The 16,475-nt window shown below is 32.6% G+C and carries 14 protein-coding genes; all 14 read left to right on the top strand.

Annotation, left to right across the window (positions count from 1 at the left end; genetic code table 11):
* The first annotated feature begins 7 nt into the window (after positions 1 to 7).
* Complete coding sequence (gene ftsL, locus N524_RS0101720) at positions 8 to 409, top strand: cell division protein FtsL (protein WP_017637174.1); 402 nt, start codon at positions 8 to 10, stop codon at positions 407 to 409.
* Complete coding sequence (locus N524_RS0101715; protein WP_029055483.1) at positions 390 to 2,636, top strand: penicillin-binding protein; 2,247 nt, start codon at positions 390 to 392, stop codon at positions 2,634 to 2,636. Before ftsL ends, N524_RS0101715 begins: the two co-directional genes overlap by 20 nt.
* Positions 2,637 to 2,817: 181 nt before the next feature.
* Positions 2,818 to 3,783: a phospho-N-acetylmuramoyl-pentapeptide-transferase gene (mraY, locus tag N524_RS0101710; RefSeq protein ID WP_017637172.1), complete on the top strand. Its 966-nt coding sequence runs from the start codon at positions 2,818 to 2,820 to the stop codon at positions 3,781 to 3,783.
* Position 3,784: 1 nt separating this feature from the next.
* The gene (gene murD, locus N524_RS0101705) at positions 3,785 to 5,134 is read left to right on the top strand and encodes a UDP-N-acetylmuramoyl-L-alanine--D-glutamate ligase (RefSeq protein ID WP_017637171.1); all 1,350 of its coding nucleotides are present in this window, start codon (positions 3,785 to 3,787) and stop codon (positions 5,132 to 5,134) included.
* 16 nt (positions 5,135 to 5,150) lie between these two features.
* A complete protein-coding gene (locus N524_RS0101700; RefSeq protein WP_029055482.1) occupies positions 5,151 to 6,533 on the top strand; it encodes a cell division protein FtsQ/DivIB in 1,383 nt (460 codons plus the stop codon).
* 103 nt (positions 6,534 to 6,636) lie between these two features.
* On the top strand, positions 6,637 to 8,034 hold the full coding sequence (ftsA, locus tag N524_RS0101695; RefSeq protein WP_029055481.1) for a cell division protein FtsA: 1,398 nt from the start codon (positions 6,637 to 6,639) through the stop codon (positions 8,032 to 8,034).
* A gap of 32 nt (positions 8,035 to 8,066) precedes the next feature.
* Complete coding sequence (ftsZ, locus tag N524_RS0101690) at positions 8,067 to 9,245, top strand: cell division protein FtsZ (protein WP_017637168.1); 1,179 nt, start codon at positions 8,067 to 8,069, stop codon at positions 9,243 to 9,245.
* A 244-nt stretch (positions 9,246 to 9,489) separates the two neighbouring features.
* The gene (gene pgeF / locus N524_RS0101685) at positions 9,490 to 10,293 is read left to right on the top strand and encodes a peptidoglycan editing factor PgeF (protein ID WP_029055480.1); all 804 of its coding nucleotides are present in this window, start codon (positions 9,490 to 9,492) and stop codon (positions 10,291 to 10,293) included.
* Positions 10,293 to 10,970 carry a YggS family pyridoxal phosphate-dependent enzyme gene (locus N524_RS0101680; RefSeq protein ID WP_017637166.1) on the top strand — a complete coding sequence of 226 codons (678 nt, stop codon included), beginning with the start codon at positions 10,293 to 10,295 and terminating at the stop codon, positions 10,968 to 10,970. Before pgeF ends, N524_RS0101680 begins: the two co-directional genes overlap by 1 nt.
* A gap of 5 nt (positions 10,971 to 10,975) precedes the next feature.
* Complete coding sequence (locus N524_RS0101675; protein ID WP_037555481.1) at positions 10,976 to 11,560, top strand: cell division protein SepF; 585 nt, start codon at positions 10,976 to 10,978, stop codon at positions 11,558 to 11,560.
* A gap of 11 nt (positions 11,561 to 11,571) precedes the next feature.
* A complete protein-coding gene (locus N524_RS0101670; RefSeq protein ID WP_017637164.1) occupies positions 11,572 to 11,865 on the top strand; it encodes a YggT family protein in 294 nt (97 codons plus the stop codon).
* A gap of 141 nt (positions 11,866 to 12,006) precedes the next feature.
* Complete coding sequence (locus N524_RS0101665) at positions 12,007 to 12,786, top strand: YlmH family RNA-binding protein (protein ID WP_017637163.1); 780 nt, start codon at positions 12,007 to 12,009, stop codon at positions 12,784 to 12,786.
* A gap of 23 nt (positions 12,787 to 12,809) precedes the next feature.
* On the top strand, positions 12,810 to 13,460 hold the full coding sequence (locus tag N524_RS0101660; protein WP_017637162.1) for a DivIVA domain-containing protein: 651 nt from the start codon (positions 12,810 to 12,812) through the stop codon (positions 13,458 to 13,460).
* A 215-nt stretch (positions 13,461 to 13,675) separates the two neighbouring features.
* On the top strand, positions 13,676 to 16,426 hold the full coding sequence (ileS, locus tag N524_RS0101655; RefSeq protein WP_029055478.1) for an isoleucine--tRNA ligase: 2,751 nt from the start codon (positions 13,676 to 13,678) through the stop codon (positions 16,424 to 16,426).
* The last annotated feature ends 49 nt before the right edge of the window (positions 16,427 to 16,475 follow it).

The following is a 16,475-nucleotide window of genomic DNA, read 5'->3' as shown; positions in this document are numbered from 1 at the left end:
ATTCAACATGGCTGTAGAAAAAGTTTACCAACCATATGATAATGCAACACAAACCAGTGTTCCAAAAAGACAACCGCAAACCTCTCCTCAAAAGCAAACCGTTAAACGTAAAGTTGTCGTTCAACTTACTAGATTCGAAAAGATTTTATACATAACGCTAGTCTCTGTCATTGCTATGATTAGTATTTATATGCTATCTTTAAAAATGGATGCGTATGATACGCGAGGAAAAATTGCAGATTTAGATCAAAAAATTGAACAACAATCTAGCGAGAACAGCGCCTTAAAATCTGAAATTAAGAAAAATTCTTCATACGAACGCATTTACGACAAGGCTAAGAAGCAAGGTATGAGCCTCAAGAACGATAATGTAAAGGTAGTGCGTAATAATGGCGAAACGAAAAATTAAAATTAAAAAAAATAAAATAGGGGCAGTCCTACTTGTTGGTTTATTCGGGCTGCTCTTTTTTATATTGGTTTTGAGGTTTTCATACATAATGATTACTGGTCATTCAAATGGACAAGATTTGATAATGAAAGCAAACCAAAAATATTTAGTTAATAACTCAGAGCAACCAGAACGAGGAAAGATTTACGATAGAAACGGTAAAGTCTTAGCCGAAGATGTTGAAAGATATAAAGTCGTAGCAGTTGTAGATAAAAAAGCGAGTGAAAATAGTAAAAAGCTAAGGCATGTGGTAGATAAAAAGAAAACTGCCAAAGAATTATCAAAAGTTATTGATATGAAACCAGATGAAATCGAAAAAAGATTGAATCAGAAAAAAGTATTCCAAGTAGAGTTTGGTCAAAAAGGTACTAATTTAACGTATCAAGATAAAGAAAAACTTGAAAAGAAAGACTTACCAGGAATTACCTTATATCCTGAAACTGAAAGATTTTATCCTAATGGTAACTTTGCTTCTCACTTAATTGGTATGGCTCAAAAAGATCCTGATACGGGTCAATTAAATGGTGCAATGGGAGTTGAAAAGATATTTAATAGTTATCTTAATGGTTCAAAAGGATCATTAAAATATATACATGATATCTGGGGATACATCGCACCAAATACAAAATCAGAAAAACAACCTAAACGTGGCGATGATGTTCATTTAACGATTGATTCAAATATTCAAGTGTTCGTCGAAGAAGCATTAGATGACATGGTTGACCGCTACAATCCTAAAGATTTATTTGCGGTTGTTATGGATGCAAGAACCGGAGAAATTTTAGCGTATAGCCAAAGACCTACATTTAATCCTGAAACAGGTAAAGACTTTGGTAAAAAATGGGCTAATGATTTATATCAAAATACGTATGAACCAGGATCAACATTTAAAACATATGGATTAGCTGCAGCTATTCAAGAAGGTAAATTCAGCCCGAATAAGAAATTTAAATCAGGACCTAGAGAGATAATGGGCTCAGAAATTTCTGACTGGAATAAAACAGGTTGGGGTAGTATTCCTGAAACACTAGGATTTACGTACTCAGCTAACTCATTAATGATGCACTTACAAGATGAAGTTGGTGCTGATAAAATGAAATCTTGGTATGAACGATTTGGTTTTGGTAAATCAACAAATGGTATGTTTGATGGTGAATCCACTGGTCATATTGCATGGGATAATGAATTACAACAAAAAACATCAGCATTTGGACAATCAACTACAGTAACACCAGTTCAAATGATTCAAGCACAGTCAGCATTTTTCAACAAAGGTAATATGTTGAAACCATGGTTTGTAAGTAGTATAGACAATCCAATTTCTAAAAAGAATTTTTATAAAGGTGAGAAATCTTACGCTGGAAAACCAGTTTCAGAAGATACTGCTAATAAAGTTGAAAAAGAATTAGATAAAGTTGTAAATAGTAAGAAGAGTCATGCGATGAACTATCGTGTGAAAGGATACGATATCGAAGGTAAAACAGGTACCGCTCAAGTAGCCGATTCTAAAGGTGGCGGTTATGTTAAGGGTGAGAATCCATACTTCGTAAGTTTCATGGGTGATGCACCTAAGAAACATCCTAAAGTGATTGTTTATGCTGGTATGAGTCTTGCACAAAAAAATGATCAAGAAGCATATGAAATGGGTGTAAGTAAAGCATTCAAACCGATCATGGAAAATACGTTGAAATATTTAAACGTTGATAAATCAAAAGATTCTGCTTCTAAAAAGGATTATAGTAAAGTGCCTAACGTAGAAGGACAATCAATAGAAAAAGCTAAAGATAGTATTAATGCTAAATCACTTAAACCAGTTGTTATTGGCAGTGGTAAAACAGTGAAATCACAATCAGTCAAAGCTGATTCTGAAGCATTGCCTCATAGTAAAGTTCTTTTAGTAACAGATGGTGACTTGACTATGCCTGATATGAAAGGCTGGACAAAAGAAGATGTTCTTGCTTTCCAAGAATTAACTAACATTAAGGTCAAAACGACTGGCAGTGGTTTTGTTTCAGATCAATCTATGACACAAGGTCAAAAACTTAAAAAATCAGATAAAATTGAAGTTACTTTATCAGCAGAATCTACTGATAGCACAACTGACGATAGTGATAAACAATCATTAGACAAATCATCTGATAAGAAAGATAAATCTAAGTCTAAAAAGAAAGATTCAAGCACTGACTAGTACAACATAGATATTCAACATATAAGGAAGAGATTGGGATTTTATTTATCCTTCTCTCTTTCTTAATATGTTATGAACTAACGTATAAATTTAGAACTAAAACTGATAAAATGTAAAAGCTAACAATTAAAAATATTTAATAATATATGTAAATTGACGGATAAAAGAAAAGGAGATTATTATGATTTTTGTATATGCGATGTTATCGCTTCTAGTAACTTTTGTACTTGTACCTATACTCATACCAACGCTCAAAAGAATGAAATTTGGACAAAGTATTCGTGAAGAAGGGCCTCAAAGCCATATGAAGAAAACGGGTACTCCAACAATGGGTGGACTAACATTCTTAATAAGTATCATTATCGCTTCAGTTATTGCGATTATTTTTGTAGATCGTTCTAATCCAATAATTTTATTACTATTTGTAACAATCGGATTTGGATTAATTGGCTTTATTGATGATTACATTATCGTTGTTAAGAAAAATAACCAAGGTTTAACAAGTAAACAGAAATTTTTAGCACAAATTTTAATTGCTGTAATATTTTTCGTACTAAGTAATGTGTTTAACTTAGTCAATTTTTCAACAACTTTACATATTCCGTTTACTGACGGTGGTATCCCTCTTTCATTTGCTTATGTTATATTTATCATCTTTTGGCAAGTTGGCTTTTCAAATGCAGTCAATTTAACAGATGGATTAGATGGTTTAGCTACAGGACTTTCAATTATCGGTTTTGCAATGTATGCCATTATGAGTTTTGTACTAGAATCACCTGCAATTGGTACATTCTGTATTATTATGGTATTTGCTTTACTAGGATTCTTACCATATAACTTAAATCCAGCTAAAGTATTTATGGGTGACACAGGTAGCTTAGCATTAGGTGGCATATTTGCTACAATTTCAATTATGTTAAACCAAGAGTTATCACTTATATTTATCGGATTTGTATTCGTAGTAGAAACGTTATCAGTTATGTTACAAGTTGCTTCATATAAATTAACTAAAAAACGTATTTTCAAAATGAGTCCTATTCATCACCACTTTGAATTATGTGGATGGAATGAATGGAAAGTTGTAACAGTATTTTGGTCAGTAGGTTTAATAACAGGTCTAATAGGCTTATGGATTGGAGTGCACTAGTATGCTAAATTACACAGGATTAGAAAATAAAGATGTATTAGTTGTAGGATTAGCAAAAAGTGGTTACGAGGCAGCCAAATTATTAAGTAAATTAGGCGCGAATGTAACAGTGAATGATGGTAAAGATTTATCTCAAGATGCACATGCTAAAGATTTAGAAGCTATGGGCATTAAGGTTATTAGTGGAAGCCATCCAAATTCATTATTAGATAATAACCCTATAGTTATTAAGAACCCCGGTATTCCATACACTGTATCGATTATAGATGAAGCAGTAAAAAGAGGTTTAAAAATATTAACTGAAGTTGAATTAAGTTATCTAATTTCAGAAGCGCCCATTATTGCAGTAACAGGTACAAATGGTAAAACCACTGTCACTTCATTAATAGGTGACATGTTTAAAAATAGTAGATTAACTGGTAGATTGTCTGGAAATATTGGTTATGTTGCTTCGAAAGTGGCACAAGAAGTAACTCCGAAAGATTATTTGATTACTGAATTATCATCATTCCAATTATTAGGAATTGATCAATATAAACCACATATCGCAATTATCACTAATATTTATTCAGCGCATTTAGATTATCACGAAACGCTTGAAAATTATCAAAATGCTAAAAAGCAAATATATAAAAATCAAACAGAAGATGATTTCTTAATTTGTAATTATCATCAACGTCATTTAATTGAATCAGAAAATTTAAAAGCTAAAACGTTATATTTCTCAACTCAACAAGAAGTGGATGGTATATATATTAAAGATGGCTTTATTGAATATAAAGGTGTTCGTATTATTAGCGTAGATGATTTAGTTTTACCAGGTGAACATAATTTAGAAAATATTTTAGCAGCTGTTTTAGCTACAATATTAGCTGGTGTACCAATTAAAGCGATTGTTGACAGTCTTACAACATTCTCAGGGATTGAACATAGATTACAATATATTGGTACAAATAGAACTAATAAATACTATAACGATTCTAAAGCAACAAATACGCTAGCTACACAATTTGCATTAAATTCATTTAATCAACCAATCATTTGGTTATGTGGCGGGTTAGATAGAGGTAATGAATTTGATGAATTAGTACCTTATATGAATAATGTAAGAATTATGGTCGTATTTGGTGAAACACAAGAAAAATTCGCTAAATTAGGAAATAGTCAAGGTAAATACGTTATCAAGGCTACAGATGTACAAGATGCCGTCGATAAAATTCAAGACGTTATTGAACCAAATGATGTGGTGTTACTTTCACCAGCGTGTGCAAGTTGGGATCAGTATAATACATTCGAAGAACGTGGAGAGAAATTTATTCAAAGTTTCCGTGCACACTTGCCATCATACTAAAAGGGCGTGATAGAAAATGGACGGTAAATCTAATGACAATAACAGAAACAATGCAGCTAACTCCGATGACAAACAAAATGATGAGTTAAGCATGTTTCGTAGAAGTAACGATTTTAGAACGCGTAAAAGAAAAAAGTTTAAAGATAAAGTTGAAGACGACATATCTAACTCGAATCACTATGATGATACGAGTGAAGAAGAACAGCATCATAGTGAGGACATCTTAAATGATCGCAAAACTCATTTAAACGATAAAGAAGATTTTGTTAGCGATAATGATAACTCAGAGTCGTATCGCGAAAGTGAGCAAATTAATCATTATAATAATGATGAAAAAGTTAATAGCGATGATAGTCAACAAGATAAAGAACAAACAAATAATATTGAAGTTAATACAACTTCAAAAACTAAGCACAAAAATAAAAATGCAAAGAAAAATTGGTTGAGTTTTTTTACACCAAATAAATCAACATCAAAGAAAAAAGAACATGCACAAGAAGAACAAACAGATTCTAATAAGAAAGTTACACAATTTAGTTCACCAACTCTAGAAGAGAAAAGAGCACAACGGCGTCGAAGACAAAAAAGAATTCAGTACACCGTTATTACAGTATTGGTATTGTTAATTGTGATATTCTTACTATATATGTTTACACCATTAAGTAAAATCTCCAACGTAAATATTGAGGGGAATCATAATGTAAGTAAAAGCCAAATTAACAAAGCACTCAATGTTAAGTCTACTTCACGCATGTATACTTTTAGTAAAGGTAAAGCTAAAACTAATTTAAAGAAAAATAAATTAATTAAAGATGTAAGCATTACCAAGCAATTACCTAATACGTTAAATGTTAAAATAACAGAATATCAAGTTGTTGGTTTAACGAAAAACAAAGACAAATATGTGCCTGTGCTAGAAGACGGGAAAGAATTAAAAGATTATGATGGTAATATTTCACATGACGGTCCAATCATTGATGGTTTTAAAGGCGACAAAAAGGAAAAAATAATCCAAGCGTTATCAGAAATGTCACCTAAAGTGAGAAATTTAATTGCGGAAGTCAACTATGCACCAGATAAGAATAAGCAGAACAGAATTAAAATATTCACTAAAGATGATATTCAAGTCATTGGAGATATTACGACTATAGCGGATAAGATGAAATATTACCCACAAATGTCAGAATCACTGTCTCGTAGTGATTCAGGCGACCTTAAAACAGATGGTTATATTGATTTGTCGGTAGGAGCATCATTTATTCCTTATCAAAATAGTAGTGGTGATCAATCTGAATCTGAACAAAGTGTATCTAAAACATCAGCAAAAGAAACTGAAGCAAAAGAAGAACTTCAAAGTGTGTTAAATAAAATTAATAAAGAATCAAAAGAAAATAATTAAAAAATTTTGATATTAGTATGTGTTTATAGTTCACAAGCTTATCAACGTATTGTAAACTAAACATAGTGTATTTTAATAGTAACTTGTCAGGAGGTGCCTATCTATGGAGGAACATTACTATGTAAGCATAGATATTGGTTCATCAAGTGTTAAAACAATAGTAGGCGAAAAATTTCACAATGGAATAAATGTGATAGGTACAGGACAAACCTATACAAGCGGTATTAAAAATGGTCTGATTGATGACTTTGATATAGCAAGACAAGCTGTCAAAGACACAATTAAAAAGGCTTCTATCGCTTCAGGTGTCGATATTAAAGAAGTATTCTTAAAATTACCTATCATAGGAACTGAAGTGTATGATGAATCAAATGAAATAGAATTTTATGAAGATACTGAAATTAATGGAACACATATCGAATCTGTACTTGAAGGTATTAGAGACAAAAATGATGTTCCTGAAACAGAAGTCATTAACGTTTTCCCAATACGCTTTGTTGTAGATAAGGAAAATGAAGTATCAGATCCAAAAGAATTAATCGCTAGACATTCACTTAAAGTGGATGCAGGCGTTATAGCTATTCAAAAATCAATTTTAATTAATATGATTAAATGTGTTGAATCATGTGGTGTAGACGTGCTTGACGTATATTCAGATGCATACAATTATGGCTCAATCTTATCAGCAACTGAGAAAGAGCTCGGTGCATGTGTTATTGATATCGGTGAAGATTTAACACAAATTGCCTTCTATGAACGTGGCGAATTAGTGGATGCAGATTCAATCGAAATGGCTGGTCGTGATATTACTGACGATGTTGCACAAGGATTAAACACTTCTTATGACACAGCAGAAAAGATTAAACATCAATATGGTCATGCTTTTTATGACTCAGCTTCAAGCCAAGATGTATTTTCTGTGGATCAAATAGATAGTGAAGAGAATGTTCAATATACGCAAAAAGATTTAAGTGATTTTATTGAAGCAAGAGTTGAAGATATTTTCTTCGAAGTATTTGATGTATTGCAAGAATTAGGATTAACTAAAGTTAACGGTGGTTTCGTCGTTACTGGCGGATCAGCTAACTTATTAGGTGTAAAAGAATTACTACAAGATATGGTAAGTGAAAAAGTAAGAATTCATACACCATCTCAAATGGGTATCAGAAAACCAGAATTTTCTTCTGCGATTTCTACGATTTCTAGTAGTATCACTTTTGACGAGTTATTAGATTATGTTACAATTAGTTATCAAGATAATGAGGAATTTGAAGAGGAAGTTATCGAATCAAATGATAAAGATGCTGACTCTAAATCAAGCGGTTTCGATTGGTTCAAACGCAAATCGAATAAAAAAGATGATTATGAGGAAGAACCTGAAGCACCTCATGAAGAATATGACAACCGCGAAACTCATCAAGAACAAGATCATCATAATGCTCAAGATAAAGACAAAGAAGAAGGTAAATTTAAAAAACTCATGAAATCTTTATTTGAATGATTATTGGCCATTAAAACTAGGAGGAAATTTAAATGTTAGAATTTGAACAAGGATTTAATCATTTAGCGACTTTAAAAGTCATCGGTGTAGGTGGCGGCGGTAACAACGCTGTAAACCGTATGATTGACCACGGTATGAATAATGTAGAATTTATCGCTATCAATACGGATGGACAAGCTTTAAACTTATCTAAAGCTGAATCAAAAATCCAAATTGGTGAAAAATTAACACGTGGATTAGGTGCTGGAGCTAACCCAGAAATTGGGAAAAAAGCTGCAGAAGAATCACGTGAACAAATTGAAGATGCAATCCAAGGTGCAGATATGGTATTCGTAACTGCAGGTATGGGTGGCGGTACTGGTACTGGTGCTGCTCCTGTAGTAGCAAAAATTGCTAAAGAAATGGGAGCTTTAACAGTTGGTGTTGTTACTCGTCCATTCGGCTTTGAAGGTCGTAAACGTCAAACACAAGCTGCTGCCGGCGTTGAATCAATGAAAGCTGCTGTAGATACATTAATCGTTATTCCTAATGATCGTTTATTAGATATCGTTGATAAATCAACTCCTATGATGGAAGCATTTAAAGAAGCAGACAACGTTTTACGTCAAGGTGTACAAGGTATTTCTGACTTAATCGCTGTATCTGGTGAAGTTAACTTAGACTTTGCTGACGTGAAAACTATTATGTCAAACCAAGGTTCTGCCTTAATGGGAATTGGCGTATCATCTGGAGAAAATAGAGCGGTAGAAGCAGCTAAAAAAGCTATTTCTTCACCTTTATTAGAAACTTCTATTGTTGGTGCACAAGGTGTGCTTATGAACATTACAGGTGGGGAATCACTTTCTTTATTCGAAGCTCAAGAAGCTGCTGATATCGTACAAGATGCTGCTGATGAAGACGTGAACATGATTTTCGGTACAGTAATTAACCCAGAATTACAAGATGAAATTGTAGTTACAGTTATTGCTACTGGATTTGAAGACAAACCATCTTCTCAAGGACGTAAAGCTTCTAGTACTGGATTCGGTTCTAGTGTAAATAGTGCTTCATCATCTCATTCTGTAGATAGAGAAGAATCTGTAAGCAGTTCTGCTTCAAGTGCATCATCTTCTGACAGTGTGAACGAAAGAACTCATACAACTAAAGACGATGATATTCCTAGCTTTATTAGAAACAGAGAAGAAAGACGTTCAAGAAGAACTAGACGTTAATTAATTCTCTAAACATATTATTTTAAGTCATCAGATTGAATTCTGATGACTTTTTAATTTTTTACATAGGAATTTTTAAGATTATAACCAGATTCTAAAGTTTAAGAAAAAGCATGTTAATCCATGTACAATTAAAATAGTTTTAATTTAATTACAAATAAAAATGTTATATAATAACTTTACGAAAGCCATTTTTATCATTAATAGCAAATATTGAAAATTCATACTTAAGGTTGTGAAACATTTGACTGAAAAATTTATTAAACAAGATCATTTTTTAGAATACAAAGACGAAAATAAGACAAATACTACCCTTGGATTTACTACGAGAGAGGGTGGCTTAAGTATGTATCCTGAAAATGCATTTAATATGGCTAGATACGTTGACGATGATCAAGATAATATATCAAAGCATCAAGCTATTTTAGCCGATTTGATACATTTTCCTAGAAGAGATTGGGTATTTCCTATACAAACTCATGAAAATAAAGTAGCCAAAATTACAGCTGCAGATAAAGGAACTAATATCGATGCAATCACAAACGATTTACATGGTATTGATGGTCTGTATACATATGAACCTAATATTTTATTAACGATGTGTTATGCAGATTGTGTACCAGTATATTTTTATAGTGAGAAAAATCATTATGTTGGTTTAGCTCATGCAGGTTGGAGAGGTACATATGGTGAAATTGTAAAAGAAATGGTTCGACAAATCGATTTTGACTTAAATGATTTACAAGTTGTGATAGGTCCAGCAACTTCAAATTCGTATGAAATTAATGATGATATTAAATCTAAATTTGAAACATTAGATATTGAAACAACTCAATATATAGAAACACGAGATGAAGACAGACATGGCATCGATTTAAAAAAAGCCAATGCTTTATTATTACAAAGTGTGGGTGTACCAAAAGATAATATTTATATTACAGATTATGCTACATCAGAAAACTTAGATTATTTCTTTTCCTATAGAGTAGAGAAAGGGCAAGCTGGTAGAATGTTAGCCTTCATCGGAAGAAAGCAAGGTGAAGATTAATGCGTAAAGTCGAAGAAAATTTGGCAAAAATTAACGATGAAATAAATCAGCAAAGAGAAAAAAGTAACATTTCAACACAGCCTAGCGTGATTGCAGTGACAAAGTATGTTACAATAGAGCGAGCTAAAGAAGCTTATCAAGCTGGACTTCGTCACTTTGGTGAGAATAGACTTGAAGGATTTAAAGAAAAGAAAGAAGCACTACCTAGTGATGCAGTGTTTCATTTTATCGGATCTTTGCAATCTAGAAAGGTTAAAGATGTCATCAATGAAGTTGATTACTTCCACGCTTTAGATAGAATGAGTTTAGCTAAAGAAATTAACAAACGTGCCAATCATACTATTTCTTGTTTCTTGCAAGTGAATGTTTCTGGAGAATCTTCTAAACATGGTATTGATTTAGACGATGTTAATTCATTTATCGAAGACCTTAAACAATATGAGAATATAAAAATAGTCGGATTAATGACTATGGCACCATTTACAGATGATGTTGAATACATACAGTCATTATTTAGAAAATTACGAATAAAAAGAGACGAAATACAGAAACTCAATTTAGAATATGCACCGTGTACTGAATTATCTATGGGTATGAGTAACGATTACCTCATTGCTATAGAAGAAGGTGCTACGTTTGTAAGAATTGGGACTAAACTTGTAGGAGAAGAGGAGTGAGCCCCGTGGCTTTAAAAGATTTATTTAATGGTTTTTTTGTAGTTGAAGATGAAGAAGAAGTGGAAGTACCAGAAGAACGCGAACAAGAACGTGATCGTAAACAAGAACGTGAAGTTGAATCACAAAGAGAGGTAGCACAAGAACCGGCTACGTCAAAAACAAGTGCTATTAAATCAGTACCACAAAAAAATTCAACTAGATATAATTCAACTTCTGAAGAAAGGAATTATCGTATGACTAATAATTCTAAATCAAACTCAAGAAATGTTGTAACGATGAATAATAATGCACAAACAAATGTTGCTACTCAAGAAAGTTCAAAAATGTGTTTATTTGAACCACGTGTATTCTCAGACACTCAAGATATTGCAGATGAATTAAAAAATCGTCGTGCTACTTTAGTTAATTTACAACGCATTGATAAAGTCTCTGCTAAACGTATTATTGATTTCTTGAGTGGTACAGTATATGCAATTGGTGGCGATATCCAACGTGTCGGTACAGATATTTTCCTATGTACTCCAGACAATGTTGAAGTTGCTGGTAGCATTACAGACCATATTGAGAATATGGAGCAACATTACGAATAAGGAGATAACATATGGATATTGGATTACTTAATACAATATTCCGAATTATAATTTGGATTGTTCAAATCTATTATTATGGAATGATTGTTTATTTCTTTACTTCTTGGGTGCCAAATATTCGAGAATCTAAGTTTGGTGAAATACTCGGGAAGATTTACGAACCATTTTTGGAACCATTTAGAAAAATAATTCCACCAATTGGAATTATTGATATATCATCTATTGTTGCTATCATTGTTTTAGTATTATTCCAACGAGGATTAGTGACTATTTTCAACATGATTTTAGTTCACTTAGCTGGATAAGAGTAAATACTTAAAAGATAGTAAATAATATAGATGTTGTTGAATAACGAGGTAACTGGAAGTATGCCAGTTTGCCTCGTTTTATTGTTAACTTTGTAAAATAATGTGACTGAACTGGCTAAACTACTTAAAAATAAGGAGGTGTCAAACATCGATATTTATCAGCATTTTAGAAAAGAAGAACAAGCAACCATTGATTTATTAATCGATAAATGCCAACAAGCTGAACGACATTATGCGCCAGTATTAACGAACTTTTTAGATCCTAGAGGTCAGTATATATTGGAAGTTATTGTTGGTAGTTATGAAGATTTGGTTGTTCATTTTAATGGGGGACCTCAAGCTGAACGACAACGTGCACTGATCACACCTTCTTATTACGAACCAAATGAAAGTGATTTTGATTTAACTTTAATTGAAATAGACTATCCACAAAAGTTTGTTACAATACAACACCAACATGTATTAGGGACATTGATGTCTTTAGGAATAGATAGAAATCAACTTGGAGATATTATGGTTGGAGAACGTATTCAATTTGTTTTGACAAAAGCTTTAGAATCATTTATTATGTTAGAATTCACTAAAATCAAAGGTGCTACAATTAAACTTAATTCTATTCCTTTGAAAGATATGATACAATCAGAAGAGAATTGGAAGATTCATAGTTCAACGGTGAGTGCACTAAGACTTGATGTTGTACTTAAAGAAATGATTCACAAATCAAGATCGATTGCGAAACAACTCATCGAGAAAAAAAGAGTAAAAGTGAATCACACAATCATTGATTCACCTGATTTTCAATTAGAAATGAATGATTTACTTTCCATCCAAGGTTTCGGTAGAGCACAAATGACCGATATAGGTGGAAGAACTAAAAAAGATAAAATACACATTACCTATAATACATTATTCAAATAGTGTAAAATTAAGGAGGACATAAAATGCCTTTTACACCAAGTGAAATTAAAAGCAAAGAGTTTACTCGTGTGAAAAATGGTCTAGAACCTACTGAAGTTGCAAACTATTTAGAACAATTAAGCTCTGAAATAGAAAGATTAAAAGAAGATAAAAAACAACTTGAAAAAGTTATTGAAGAAAGAGATACTAATATTAAGTCATATCAAGATGTTCATCAATCTGTAACTGACGCATTAGTACAAGCACAAAAAGCTGGTGAAGAAACTAAATTAGCAGCGAATAAAGATGCAGAAGCAACAATTGCCAAAGCTCAAGCGCAAGCTGATCAAATTGTAAACGATGCGGTAGAAAAAGCACGTCGTTTAGCTTTCCAAACTGAAGATATGAAACGTCAATCTAAAGTATTTAGATCTCGTTTCCGTATGTTAGTTGAAGCTCAATTAGACTTACTTAAGAATGACGATTGGGATTATTTATTAAATTATGATTTAGATGCTGAACAAGTGACTTTAGAAGACATTCACCATTTAAATGAAAATGATTTAACTGAAGAAGAAAAAGCAATGAAACAAAATGCTCAAAGTCAGTCTCAAACAACTGAATCTTCAGAAAGTACGGTTTCAACATCTCAAAGTGATTCAGTGACTCAATCAGAATCACCAAATCAAAAATAAAAAATCAGACGCGTAAGAAACAAAACACTTATCACAGCGAATTAGGAAATGGTGGGAGCCTAATATAAGCATGTTTCTTATATCACTGATTTATTTAAAATGAATACATTCAAGAGAGAACTCTAAGTTGAGTTAATCAGGGTGGTACCGCGGTATAACCGTCCCTGTTAATTGAACTTAGAGTTCTTTTTTATAATTAGGAGGAATGAAAGTAAATGAATTATAAAGATACGTTATTAATGCCAAAAACAGAATTTCCAATGCGTGGTGGCTTACCTAATAAAGAGCCAAAAATTCAAGAACAATGGGATGCAGACAATCAATACCAAAAAGCATTAGATAAAAATAAAGGAAACCAATCTTACATTTTACATGATGGCCCACCTTATGCTAATGGTAGCTTACATATGGGTCATGCTTTAAATAAAATTATTAAAGATTTCATCGTTAGATACAAAACGATGCAAGGCTTTTATGCCCCGTATGTTCCTGGTTGGGATACACATGGTTTACCAATTGAACAAGCATTAACTAAAAAAGGCGTAGATCGTAAAAAAATGACTACTGCTGAATTTAGAGAAAAATGTAAAGAGTTTGCTTTAAAACAAGTTGAAATTCAAAAAAATGATTTCAAACGTTTAGGTGTACGTGGTGATTTTGATAATCCGTATATCACATTAAACCCTGAATATGAGGCAGCACAAATTCGATTATTTGGTGAAATGGCTGACAAAGGTTTAATTTACAAAGGTAAAAAACCAGTATATTGGTCACCATCAAGTGAATCTTCATTAGCTGAAGCTGAAATTGAATACCATGATAAACGTTCTGCTTCAATCTATGTAGCGTTTAATGTTAAAGATGACAAAGGTGTCGTTGATCCTGACGCACAATTTATTATCTGGACAACTACACCATGGACAATCCCTTCAAATGTAGCGATTACAGTTCATCCAGAATTAAAATATGGACAATATAATGTTAACGGTAAAAAATACATTATTGCACAAGCTCTAGCAGAAACAGTTGCAGAAGCATTAGAATGGGATACAGATTCAATCCAACTTGAAAAAGAATTTACAGGTAAGGAATTAGAATATGTTGAAGCACAACATCCATTCTTAGACAGAACTTCATTAGTTATTAACGGAGACCACGTCACTACTGATGCTGGTACAGGTTGTGTTCATACTGCTCCTGGACACGGGGAAGATGACTATATCGTTGGTCAAAAATATGATTTACCTGTTATTAGTCCACTAAATGATAAAGGTGTGTTCACTGAAGAAGGCGGACCATTTGAAGGTATGTTCTATGACAAAGCGAATAAAGCTGTTACTGATTTATTAACAGAAAAAGATGCTTTATTAAAACTAAGCTTCATTACTCATAGTTACCCACATGATTGGAGAACTAAAAAACCAGTTATTTTCCGTGCGACACCACAATGGTTTGCTTCTATTAATAAAGTAAGACAAGATATTCTAGATGCGATTGATAATACTGATTTTAAAGTAGATTGGGGCAAAACTCGTATTTACAATATGATTCGTGATCGAGGAGAATGGGTTATTTCTCGTCAACGTGTATGGGGTGTTCCACTACCAGTATTCTATGCTGAAAATGGCGACATCATCATGACTAAAGAAACAGTTAATCATGTTGCAGATTTATTCGAACAACATGGTTCAAATATTTGGTTCGAACGTGAAGCTAAAGATTTATTACCTGAAGGATTCACTCATCCAGGAAGTCCTAATGGCGAATTTACTAAAGAAGAAGATATTATGGACGTATGGTTCGATTCAGGATCATCTCATAGAGGTGTACTTGAAACACGCCCTGAATTAAGTTTCCCAGCAGATTTATACTTTGAAGGTAGTGACCAATATCGTGGTTGGTTTAACTCATCAATTACAACTGCAGTGGCAACAAAAGGTCAATCACCATACAAATTCTTATTATCTCATGGTTTCGTCATGGATGGAGAAGGTAAGAAAATGAGTAAATCATTAGGCAACGTGATTGTACCGGATCAAGTTGTAAAACAAAAAGGTGCTGATATTGCACGTTTATGGGTAAGTAGTACAGACTATTTAGCTGATGTGCGTATTTCAGATGAAATTTTAAAACAAACGTCAGATGTATATCGTAAAATCAGAAATACATTAAGATTTATGTTAGGTAATGTGAATGATTTCAATCCAGAAACAGATGGTATTGCTGAAGCGGATTTATTAGAAGTCGATCGTTATTTATTACATCGTTTACGTGAATTCACTGCTAGTACTATCAAAAACTATGAAAACTTTGATTACCTTAATATTTATCAAGAAGTACAAAACTTTATCAATGTAGAATTAAGTAATTTCTACTTAGATTATGGTAAAGATATTCTTTATATTGAAGAACGTTCATCACATAAACGTCGTAGTATGCAAACAGTGTTATATCAAATCTTAGTTGATATGACTAAATTACTTGCACCAATCTTAGTGCATACTGCAGAAGAAGTTTGGTCACATACGCCACATGTTAAAGAAGAAAGTGTACATTTAGCTGATATGCCAAAAGTTGAAGAAGTAGACCAACAATTATTAGATAAATGGAATACATTTATGAAATTACGTGATGACGTCAACCGTGCATTAGAAGCAGCTCGTAATGAAAAAGTCATTGGTAAATCATTAGAAGCTAAAGTGACTATCGGTAGTAATAGTGATTTCAATGCTTCAGAATTCTTACAACAATTTAATGACTTACAACAATTATTTATTACTTCTCAAGCAGAAGTAGTTGACCACGTTGACAATGGTCAAGCATATCAATATGGTGATATCCGTATTGAACATGCTGAAGGCGAAAAATGTGAAAGATGTTGGAACTATAGTGATCAATTAGGTTCAGTAGGAGAACTAGATCACTTATGCCCACGTTGTCAAGAAGTCGTAAAAACATTAAATTAATATTAGATCATTGATTTAAAGCTGTTAGCAGTGTCAATTGACATTGCTA

Source organism: Staphylococcus sp. URHA0057 (assembly GCF_000620265.1).
Taxonomy (GTDB): domain Bacteria; phylum Bacillota; class Bacilli; order Staphylococcales; family Staphylococcaceae; genus Staphylococcus; species Staphylococcus pasteuri.
The sequence above is the reverse complement of the archived record's forward strand: the minus strand, read 5'-3'. Positions and strand labels throughout refer to the sequence as shown.